Below are 9,700 nucleotides of genomic sequence, written 5' to 3'. Positions count from 1 at the left end.
GGAAAACTGATGCCACGCCATGAGCTCACCCGCGGGCTTGAAAACCCAGAGGGCTAACGGGCTGTGGCATCAGGTCAAACGCATTGACAGTTTACCCGTCTGTTGACGGGGAACTGAAGTGACTTTAAACATACAAGGGCATCAAACTGCAGAATCTACTGCGCCTGCTGCTTCTTATCGTTCTGATGGTTAACCCATGCGTTAATCACCAGCGTCAGCGCCAGAATGCCAAACACAATGCCCAACGAAATCGCGATCGGTATATGATAGAAATCAACGATCAGCATCTTGATACCGATGAAGACCAGAATCACTGACAGACCATACTTGAGCATGGAGAAGCGCTCGGCCACGCCCGCCAACAGGAAGTACATCGCACGCAAACCAAGGATCGCAAACAGGTTAGACGTCAGGACGATGAACGGATCGGTGGTCACCGCGAAAATCGCCGGAATACTGTCGACCGCGAAAATCACGTCGCTCAGTTCAACCAGAATCAGCACCAGCAGTAGCGGCGTGGCAAACAGCAGGCCGTTCTTACGCACGAAGAAATGCTCGTTGTCGATGGTGTCGGTCATGCGCAGATGCCCACGGATCCATTTCACCAGTGGCTTCTCGCCAATCCCGGTTTCATCCTCTTTTGCCAGCGCCATTTTGATACCGGTAAACAGCAGGAATGCGCCAAACACGTACAGCAGCCATTCGAACTGCGTAATCAGCCAGCTACCGGCAAAGATCATGATGGTACGCAGGATTATCGCACCCAGCACACCGTACACCAGCACGCGGCGCTGAAGGGCGGCAGGAACAGCGAAATAGCTGAACAGCATCAGCCAGACAAAGACGTTATCGACGGCTAAGGCTTTCTCAATCAGATAACCCGTGAGGAATGCGAGCGCCTGAGGATCGGCCACCGCACGGCCTTCGGTTGAGGCCAGATACCACCAGAACGCGGCGCAGAACAGCAGAGAGAGGGTGACCCACACCAGCGACCAGGCGGCGGCTTGTTTCATGGTCATGCCATGTGCGCCGCGACGACCCTGTAAAAACAGATCGATCGCTAGCATGATGACTACCACGACTGCGAATCCGCCCCATAACATTGGAGTGCCGACAGAATGCATACTATTTTCCTTACGCTACGAGCCTACTCCACAAGACTATTTTGCTTGCCATTTTGAACCTGGGCAGTGCTCGCAATTCGCACGTACTGCGTGTACGTGCCGTTTGCAGCGCGCTGCCCGTGTTCAAACTGTCTGCGCAATAACGCCTTTTGGATCGGCTCTAAAAAAACAAAACGGCTAACGTCAGAAGACGATAGCCGTTGCGTTTTTTATGCAGGGACCTCGCCTTCCGGCAAGGTCTCACTTACAACAAAAAGATCACATTCGTGACTCTTTTTCGTTGCCCGGCGACCGGATGCGGTATTGCACGCATCGTAATGACGACCCACCGGCAATGAAGTTACTCCCCTTTGCAGGTAACAAAATATGTCAGCAGACGCATTTCGTCAATGGCTGACCGAATTCTATTACACAGCTTTACGCGATGACTTCAGCGGTCACGCCATCTGCAGGGAACACCACACCCGTCTGACGACGGATTTCCGTCTGCAGTTTCGCCGTCGTACGGCTCACCGCCAGCCCAGGGTGATTCACTTCATTATTTTCTACCAGACGAGCGAAGACCTCTGCCTCATAGAGCATAGTGTTAATATGTTGAGGCTGCGTCAGCTCCTGCGGCTTTCCACCGCGCGGCACAAAGCTCACCTTCTGGCATTCCGAGATTTTCTCGACAACCAACGATCCGGCTTCGCCCTGAATTTCGCTTGGCAACACCGAATCACTCACTTTGGAGTGTTGCAGCGTGACGCTGAAATCACCGTAATCCAGTACCACCACACCGTGCGCATCCACGCCGCTGTCCAGCAGGCTGGCGGTGGCTATCACGCCGTGCGGCTCGCCCCAGAGTGCGACCGCAGAGGCCAGGCAGTAAAAGCCGATATCCATAATCGACCCATTCGAGAAAGCCGGATTAAAGGTGTTCGGGTTCTCACCGTCCAGATAGCGCTGGTAGCGTGACGAGTACTGGCAGTAGTTAATAAAGGCTTTACGTACTTTGCCAATTTTCGGCAGGGACTGCTGCAACAGCAGGAAGTTCGGCAGGCTCGCCGTTTTGAACGCTTCGAACAGCACCACCTGGTTTTCGCGCGCCAGGGCGATAGCGGCTTCCACTTCCTGAATATTCGACGCCAGCGGTTTCTCGCAAATCACATGCTTTTTATGGGCGAGGAACTGCAGGGTTTGTTGCGAATGCAGAGAGTTCGGGCTGGCGATATAGACCGCGTCGATTGCGTCGCTTTGCGCCATGTCGTCGAGCGAGGTAAACAGGTGCTCGACGAGATAATCGCTTGCAAAGGACTGCGCCTGTTCAAGGCTGCGGGAATAAACGGCGGTGAGTTTGTATTTGCCGGTTTCATGGGCGGCGTCGACGAACTGGCGCGTGATCCAGTTCGTACCAATAACTGCGAAACGTATCATAAACGTTCACGTACTCCGTAGCGGGGAACCTTTTGTCACTGTAGCACGGCAGAATGACAAAACCAGTGCGCTATTCCGCATCCCCGTCATTCTGCAAGCTGCAGGTGTGTTGGCTTTCCTCACTCACCCCAGCTACTGACTTTAGTCAGCCCCTGGGGATGCACTGCGTCGCCGCGTTACTCGGCCTATGGCCTCGCCCCTCCGGGGTCAGCACCAGCGCTGCTCAAGGAACAAGTGCCTTGTCCTGCAATTCGAATAATTTAGGGGCAACTGTTTAACGATAAATGCGTTAGCCACAGGCGCGTATCAAACTCAAGTTGGTGGTACTGCGGTTCCATATGGCAGCACAAAGAATAGAACGCTTTGTCGTGTTCTTTCTCCTTCAGATGCGCCAGCTCATGCACCACGATCATGCGTAAAAACGCTTCCGGCGCGTTGCGAAAAACGGTCGCCACGCGGATTTCGGCTTTGGCCTTCAGCTTGCCGCCCTGGATACGTGAAATAGAAGTATGCAGACCGAGTGCATTTTTCAACACGTGGATCTTGTTATCATACATCACTTTATTGATCGGCGGGGCGCTCTTCAGATACCGGTTTTTCATATCCTGCGTATACTGCCAAAGGGCCTTATCGGTCGCGAAATCGTGCGTGCCCGGATAGCGTTTTTCCAGCACCGAACCCAGCTTTTTCTCAGTAATTAATGTGCGGACCTGAGTCAGTAAATTCTCCGGATAGCCCTGGAGATAAGTTAGTTGGTTCATCAAAGCCCCAAATGAAGAGGAAAACGGGTATACTCACGCACCCTTTTCAGGGATACGCCAAATTTTACCATTCAGGAGGGCCGATGAGCCACTTAGACAACGGTTTCCGTTCACTCAACCTTAAACGTTTCCCGGAAACGGACGACGTTAACCCACTGCAGGCGTGGGAAGCGGCGGATGAATATTTGCTGCAACAGTTGGATGACACCGAAATCAGCGGCCCGGTTCTGGTCCTGAATGATACCTTCGGTGCGCTGGCCTGCGCCCTGGCTGAGCACACGCCTTACAGCATCGGCGATTCCTATCTCAGCGAACTCGCCACCCGCGAGAACCTGCGCCACAACGAGATTGCGGAATCCAGAGTCAAGTTCTTAGACAGTACCGCGGAATTCCCGCAGGCGCCGGGCGTTGTGTTGATTAAAATCCCTAAAACGCTGGCCCTGCTGGAACAGCAACTGCGCGCGCTGCGTCTGGTCGTGACGCCGCAAACGCGCATTATCGCGGGCGCAAAAGCGCGTGATATTCACAACTCCACACTGGAGCTGTTCGAAAAAATTCTGGGTACTACCACCACCACGCTGGCCTGGAAAAAGGCGCGTCTGATCAATTGTACCTTCACGGAGCCTGCGTTGGTTGACGCACAGCAGATGCTAAGCTGGAAGCTGGAAGGCACCGACTGGACAATTCATAACCATGCGAACGTTTTCTCCCGCACCGGGCTGGACATTGGTGCGCGCTTCTTCCTGGAACATCTGCCGGGCAACCTGGAAGGCGAAATCGTCGATTTGGGCTGCGGTAACGGCGTGGTCGGCCTGACGCTGCTGGAGAAAAACCCGGAGGCGAGTGTCCTCTTTACGGACGAATCGCCAATGGCTGTCGCCTCCAGCCGCCTCAACGTTGAAACCAATATGCCCGAAGCGCTGGATCGCTGCGAGTTTATGATCAACAACGCGCTGTCCGGCGTTGAGCCGTTCCGCTTTAACGCCGTGCTGTGCAACCCGCCGTTCCATCAGCAGCATGCGCTGACGGATAACGTCGCGTGGGAGATGTTCCACCACGCGCGCCGCTGCCTGAAAATTAACGGCGAGTTGTACATTGTGGCGAACCGTCACCTGGACTATTTCCACAAGCTGAAGAAGATCTTCGGTAATTGCACCACCATCGCGACCAACAATAAATTCGTGGTGCTCAAAGCGGTGAAGCTGGGTCGTACCCGCTAAGATTTGGCGGGGTGAGGCCTGATGCCCTCACCCCCGGACCTCTTCCACGGGAAGAGGGGGCAAAGATTCAAAACGGTCACGATTGTGACCGTTTTGCTTTTACCTCCAGCAATGCTAAATAGCCAGTGCCAGTTTCGTACCCTGCGCAATCGCGCGCCGGGCATCCAGCTCCATCGCCACGTCGCACCCGCCAATCAAATGCACCGTTATTCCCGCTTCGCGAAGCGGATCCGCCAGCTCACGACGCGGCTCCTGTCCGGCACACAAAATCACCTGATCCACGCGCAACAGCTGCGGCTCCCCGCCGATCGTGACATGCAATCCGTCGTCATCGATCTTCTGATAACTCACCGCCGGGATCATCTTCACGCCGCGTGAAAGCAGGGTAGTGCGATGGATCCAGCCAGTGGTTTTACCCAGCCCTTCGCCCGGTTTGCTGGCTTTACGCTGCAGCATCACAATCTGGCGCGGGCTTTTTGGCAACTGCGGGCCTTCCGGACGCAGGCCGCCGGACTGATTCAGGCTGGTGTCGATCCCCCATTCCACGCAAAACTCGGCGATATTCTGACTGGTAGCCTCGCCCGGCTGGCTTAAATACATCGCGGTATCAAAGCCGATCCCGCCGCAGCCGATTATTGCCACCTTTTCACCCACAGGCACTTTGTCGCGCAAGACATCGAGATAACTCAGCACGTTAGGATGATCGATACCCTCGATCTCTGGCATACGTGGGGCGATCCCGCTGGCTAAGATCACTTCGTCAAATTCCGCCAGATCCGGTGCGGTCACGAAATGATTGAGGCGCAGATCCACACCCGTTAGCGCGATCATTTTGCGGTAATAGCGCAGCGTCTCGTAAAACTCCTCTTTGCCGGGGATCTGCTTGGCGATATTAAACTGTCCGCCGATTTCCGCAGCGGCGTCAAACAGCGTGACCGCATGTCCACGCGACGCGGCATTCACCGCAAAGGCCAGACCTGCCGGGCCTGCACCCACCACCGCCAGACGCTTGATTTTCACTGCCGGTACAATCGGCATTTTGGTTTCGTGACAGGCCCGCGGGTTGACCAGACAAGAGGTGACTTTGCCGACGAAAATCTGATCCAGACAGGCCTGATTACAGCCGATGCAGGTATTGATCTCATCGGCGCGATCGCTTTGCGCTTTGGACAGCAGCTCGGCATCGGCGAGGAACGGACGCGCCATCGACACCATATCCGCATCGCCATTTGCCAGCACATCGTCTGCGACCTGCGGATCGTTAATGCGGTTGGTGGTCACCAGCGGAATCGACACTTTGCCTTTCAGCTTGCGCGTCACCCAGCTAAACGCCGCGCGAGGTACGGCGGTAGCAATGGTAGGAATACGCGCTTCGTGCCAGCCGATGCCGGTATTAATGATCGTTGCTCCCGCCGCTTCGATCGCCTGCGCGAGCTGTACGGTTTCGTCAAACGTTCCGCCGCCTTCCACCAGATCGATCATCGACAGACGGAACACGATAATAAAATCGTTGCCGACGCGCTTGCGCACGGCACGCACCACTTCGACGGCAAAGCGCATTCGGCGCGCATATTCGCCGCCCCATTCGTCGTCGCGCTGGTTGGTGCGTGTGGCCAGGAATTCGTTAATCAAATAGCCTTCGGACCCCATGATTTCCACGCCGTCGTAGCCTGCTTCACGTGCCAGCGCGGCGCAACGGGCAAAGTCATCAATCAGCGTGAGAATTTCGTCATGCGTCAGGGCGTGGGGTTTGAATCGGTTGATCGGTGCCTGAATCGCTGAGGGCGCGACCAGATGCGGCTGATAGCTGTAGCGCCCGGTATGCAGGATTTGCAGGGCGATTTTGCCGCCCTCTTTGTGTACCGCATCCGTCACTACGCGATGATGCGGCAGCTGGCTGACATCGTTCAGCACCGCGCCGCCTTCCATTCCGACGCCTGACAGCGCAGGCGCAACGCCACCGGTCACAATCAGTGCCACGCCGTGACGGGCGCGCTCGGCATAAAACGCCGCCAGCCGTTCAGCGCCATCCGGGTGTTCTTCCAGACCGGTATGCATCGAGCCCATTAACACGCGGTTTTTGAGCGTAGTAAAACCCAGATCAAGCGGGGCGAATAACGACGGGTAGCGGCTCATAATCTCTTCCAATGTAAAATTATTGTTATGTGGTCGGATGAGTTACTAATTTAGCCAGTCGCCGGGAAAAGGGAAAAGGGGAGTGCGGTGAATGTGATGGGATTCAAAGATTGATGCTGCCGGATGTTTGCCCCTCACCCTAACCCTCTCCCCAAAGGGGGAGAGGGAAAAATCTGGAGCGGCCTGTGGGTAGCCAGCAAAAAAGGAACTTACTGTTGCGACAGTATAGGGGGGAGAGTCCGGTTTTCGCCCTCTCCCTTAGGGAGAGGGCCGGGGTGAGGGGACGCGCACCAGCCCCGGAGCTTGCCACATCGACGTGGTCAGGCCGCTGTCGACCAGGCCAAGCTGATCGGCATACACCGCCTGCCACTTCTGCATCATCCCGTCGTACAGCTCGCGATGTTCCGGATTCGGCGTGAATTCCCGGCTCCATTTCACCAGCTTCTCACCCGTTGCAGCCATATCGTTATACAGCCCCGCGCCCGTTCCCGCCGCGATTGCACAGCCGAGCGCCGTCGCTTCTTTGACTTCCGGCACGCGCACCGGCAGGCCGGTGACGTCGCTTAAAATCTGGCTCCACAGCGCGCCTTTCGCGCCGCCACCGGCGAACACCAGGCTCTCAAACGTCACGCCGGAAAAGCGTGAAATCTGCGCCAGATTGCAGGCTGAGACAATCGCCGCGTTCTCTTCCAGCGCGCGGAACAGCGTCGCTTTGTTGCACTTTTCCGGATCAATGGAAAGATTGATAAACGACGGAGCAGCGTGATACCACTGCTTAAAATGCATGGCGTCAGAAAATATCGGCATCACGCCGTGGGAACCTGCCGGAACGCGATTGGCCATCTCCTCAAGCAGAGCATAAGCGTCCATTCCCATGCGCTCGGCAATCAGTTTTTCTTCCGCACAAAAGGCGTCGCGGAACCAGCGCATTGTCAGCCCGGTAAAGAAACTGATCGACTCGGCCTGCGCCATGCCTGGAATGACGTGAGGATTCACCCGAATGTTCATGTCTGGATCGGTACGCACCTGTGGCAGATTCACCACCTGCTGCCAGAACGTTCCGCCAAGCACCGCCGTTTGCCCCGCGCGTACCACGCCCAGGCCCAGGCAGCCCAGTTGCACATCGCCACCGCCCATCACCACGGGCGTGCCTTCGCGTAGACCACTTTGTGACGCGGCGGCTTTTGTGACCGCTCCCAGCATGGTGCCCGTCTCTTTAACCGGAGAGAGAATATCGGCGCGCAGCCCGGCCATATCCAGCAGGGCAGGATGCCAGTCGCGGCTGAACAGATCGAGCATGCCGGTGGTGCCCGCATTCGACGGGTCCACCGCCAGTTCGCCGGACAGCTTCGCCGCCAGCCAGTCGCTGATCATGGTGATGGTCGCCGCGTTGCGATAAATATCAGGGCGATGATGCGCTAGCCACAGCAGGCGCGGCATGGCGCTCAGCGCCAGCGTTTGGCCGGACACGTCATACACTTCGGATTCGAAGCGGTAGTCGTGAATTTCTTTGAGTTCTGCCACTTCGCGGCTGGCGCGAGCGTCGACGTTGGCGCAAGCCCAGATGGCGTCGCCGTTGCGATCGTATAACACGATCCCTTCGCGCATGGAGCAGCAGGCGACGGACTGAATATCGGCGGCATTAAGGTGCGCGCGCTCCAGCGCCTGGTGAATGCACTGACAGGCGAACCGCCAGTTGGTGTCGAGATCAAACTCCATCGAGCCGGGCACGTTTTCTACGCTCAGGTGTTTCCACTCCGCCTGCCCAACCGAAATCTGGTTGCCGTGCAAATCAAACACAACGGCGCGAACGCTTCCCGTCCCTGCATCTAACGCTAAAAGGTAACTCATCAGCTTGCCTCGTGTCAGGCGCAGGGCGACTCTTATCCAGCCAGAGCCAGCACCGCGCGGGCTGTCGTCTCTTCCGTCACCAGGCCATTGATAAGGCGACCTTTCAGTGCGGCATAAATCGCATCTGCTTTTTCTTCCCCTCCCGCCACGCCGACGATGGTAGGCAACTGCGCCAGTTCATCGAGCGTCACGCCGAGTAATTCGTGGTGGATCTCAAGATCGGATACCCGTTCGCCCGCGGCATTCAGGAAATAGCCGAGGATATCGCCCACTGCGCCTTTGCGGGCGTACATCAGCTGTTCACCTTCGCTGATATAACCGGCGCGTAAAATCGTTGCATCACGACGCTGATTAACCGAGCCAATGCCAACGACAGCGGCGTCGGCTGCGGTTGCCGCAAGGATCACGTCCCGCACGCTGGCTTCGCGTTTTAAAATCCCCGCCACTTCTGCGGACGAAACGCGCAGCGGGGCAGGGATCATGCTGACACTACAGGCTGCATCAAGCTGGCCGATGCCGGTCATATACGGCCCCACACCGCCCGAGAGCGTCACCAGCCGCACCTGCTGCGAGCTAATAAAACCGCTTAAGTGCTGAATACAACTCATGGTGGTTTCACCAAATCCCACGGCCAGCAGTTGCCCTGGTTCCAGCACACCCATTAGTGATTGTGCAGCGCCAATCCCCAGACGCACATTCATGGGAACGGTGTTTAATGCGGGCAGCACGCGAACCAGCTTCAGCCCAAAACGTTGCTGTAATTCGGTTTCCAGCGCCAGACAACCCTCGTACCGAGAATTTATCTGCACGCGGATCACACCTGACTGACGTCCTTTTTCCAGCAAGCGCGAGATTTTCAGACGCGGCAGGCCCAGGCGCTCGCCAATATCGTTCTGCGTTAAACCGTCGTGGTAATAACACCACGCCACCCTCGCCACCAGTTCCTCTTCCGTTAGCGCCAGTCCGGCAAATCGACTCTCTTCGGCAATGCGTTTATCGCTCATAAGTGAACTCTTATAAAAATTTAGATCATATGTTCGTGATGGCGCGGATTGAAAATGTGAGCCACGCGGCAAAACGGATCTTTTAAAAGGTTTTGACCTGAATTGGATCCTAATCAATAAAACTGTGATCCCTGCACGGTTGTAAATATAGTTCACCGTCTACGCTTTTGAACATTATTAAATCAAAA

Annotated in this window: 7 protein-coding genes; 1 reads left to right on the top strand and 6 read right to left on the bottom strand. The window is 56.1% G+C overall.

The genetic code is table 11. The features are described from left to right. Nucleotides 1-155: 155 nt before the first annotated feature. The 3 genes from ACKI5T_RS21945 to ACKI5T_RS21935 form a co-directional block, all read right to left on the bottom strand. Nucleotides 156-1,124: a TerC family protein gene (locus ACKI5T_RS21945; protein WP_015960527.1), complete on the bottom strand. Its 969-nt coding sequence runs from the start codon at nucleotides 1,122-1,124 to the stop codon at nucleotides 156-158. Nucleotides 1,125-1,541: 417 nt separating this feature from the next. Continuing rightward, the gene (locus tag ACKI5T_RS21940; RefSeq protein WP_407440171.1) at nucleotides 1,542-2,540 is read right to left on the bottom strand and encodes a Gfo/Idh/MocA family protein; all 999 of its coding nucleotides are present in this window, start codon (nucleotides 2,538-2,540) and stop codon (nucleotides 1,542-1,544) included. Nucleotides 2,541-2,800: 260 nt separating this feature from the next. After that, nucleotides 2,801-3,301 carry a YgjP-like metallopeptidase domain-containing protein gene (locus ACKI5T_RS21935; RefSeq protein ID WP_407440169.1) on the bottom strand — a complete coding sequence of 167 codons (501 nt, stop codon included), beginning with the start codon at nucleotides 3,299-3,301 and terminating at the stop codon, nucleotides 2,801-2,803. A gap of 83 nt (nucleotides 3,302-3,384) precedes the next feature. On the opposite strand from ACKI5T_RS21935, the gene rlmG reads away from it, so the two are divergent. Then, nucleotides 3,385-4,521 carry a 23S rRNA (guanine(1835)-N(2))-methyltransferase RlmG gene (rlmG, locus tag ACKI5T_RS21930; RefSeq protein WP_407440167.1) on the top strand — a complete coding sequence of 379 codons (1,137 nt, stop codon included), beginning with the start codon at nucleotides 3,385-3,387 and terminating at the stop codon, nucleotides 4,519-4,521. 114 nt (nucleotides 4,522-4,635) lie between these two features. Here the strand turns inward: rlmG and ACKI5T_RS21925 are convergent, their stop codons facing one another. The 3 genes from ACKI5T_RS21925 to lsrR all read right to left on the bottom strand — a co-directional run bounded on the left by ACKI5T_RS21925 (nucleotide 4,636) and on the right by lsrR (nucleotide 9,512). Further along, the gene (locus tag ACKI5T_RS21925; RefSeq protein ID WP_407440165.1) at nucleotides 4,636-6,657 is read right to left on the bottom strand and encodes an FAD-dependent oxidoreductase; all 2,022 of its coding nucleotides are present in this window, start codon (nucleotides 6,655-6,657) and stop codon (nucleotides 4,636-4,638) included. A gap of 258 nt (nucleotides 6,658-6,915) precedes the next feature. Next, nucleotides 6,916-8,508 (bottom strand): autoinducer-2 kinase, encoded by a 1,593-nt coding sequence (lsrK, locus tag ACKI5T_RS21920; protein ID WP_407440163.1) that lies wholly within the window; start codon nucleotides 8,506-8,508, stop codon nucleotides 6,916-6,918. Nucleotides 8,509-8,540: 32 nt separating this feature from the next. After that, a complete protein-coding gene (gene lsrR, locus ACKI5T_RS21915) occupies nucleotides 8,541-9,512 on the bottom strand; it encodes a transcriptional regulator LsrR (protein WP_015960521.1) in 972 nt (323 codons plus the stop codon). Nucleotides 9,513-9,700: the final 188 nt, after the last annotated feature.

Source organism: Lelliottia sp. (assembly GCF_045627565.1).
Taxonomy (GTDB): Bacteria; Pseudomonadota; Gammaproteobacteria; order Enterobacterales; family Enterobacteriaceae; genus Enterobacter.
The sequence above is the reverse complement of the archived record's forward strand: the minus strand, read 5'-3'. Positions and strand labels throughout refer to the sequence as shown.

Excerpts from the sequence above, each read along its gene's own strand:
- lsrR (WP_015960521.1), bottom strand. The coding sequence starts at position 9,512 with ATGAGCGATAAACGCATTGCCGAAGAGAGTCGATTTGCCGGACTGGCG.
- rlmG (WP_407440167.1), top strand. The coding sequence starts at position 3,385 with ATGAGCCACTTAGACAACGGTTTCCGTTCACTCAACCTTAAACGTTTC.
- lsrK (WP_407440163.1), bottom strand. The coding sequence starts at position 8,508 with ATGAGTTACCTTTTAGCGTTAGATGCAGGGACGGGAAGCGTTCGCGCC.
- ACKI5T_RS21925 (WP_407440165.1), bottom strand. The coding sequence starts at position 6,657 with ATGAGCCGCTACCCGTCGTTATTCGCCCCGCTTGATCTGGGTTTTACT.
- ACKI5T_RS21935 (WP_407440169.1), bottom strand. The coding sequence starts at position 3,301 with ATGAACCAACTAACTTATCTCCAGGGCTATCCGGAGAATTTACTGACT.
- ACKI5T_RS21940 (WP_407440171.1), bottom strand. The coding sequence starts at position 2,540 with ATGATACGTTTCGCAGTTATTGGTACGAACTGGATCACGCGCCAGTTC.
- ACKI5T_RS21945 (WP_015960527.1), bottom strand. The coding sequence starts at position 1,124 with ATGCATTCTGTCGGCACTCCAATGTTATGGGGCGGATTCGCAGTCGTG.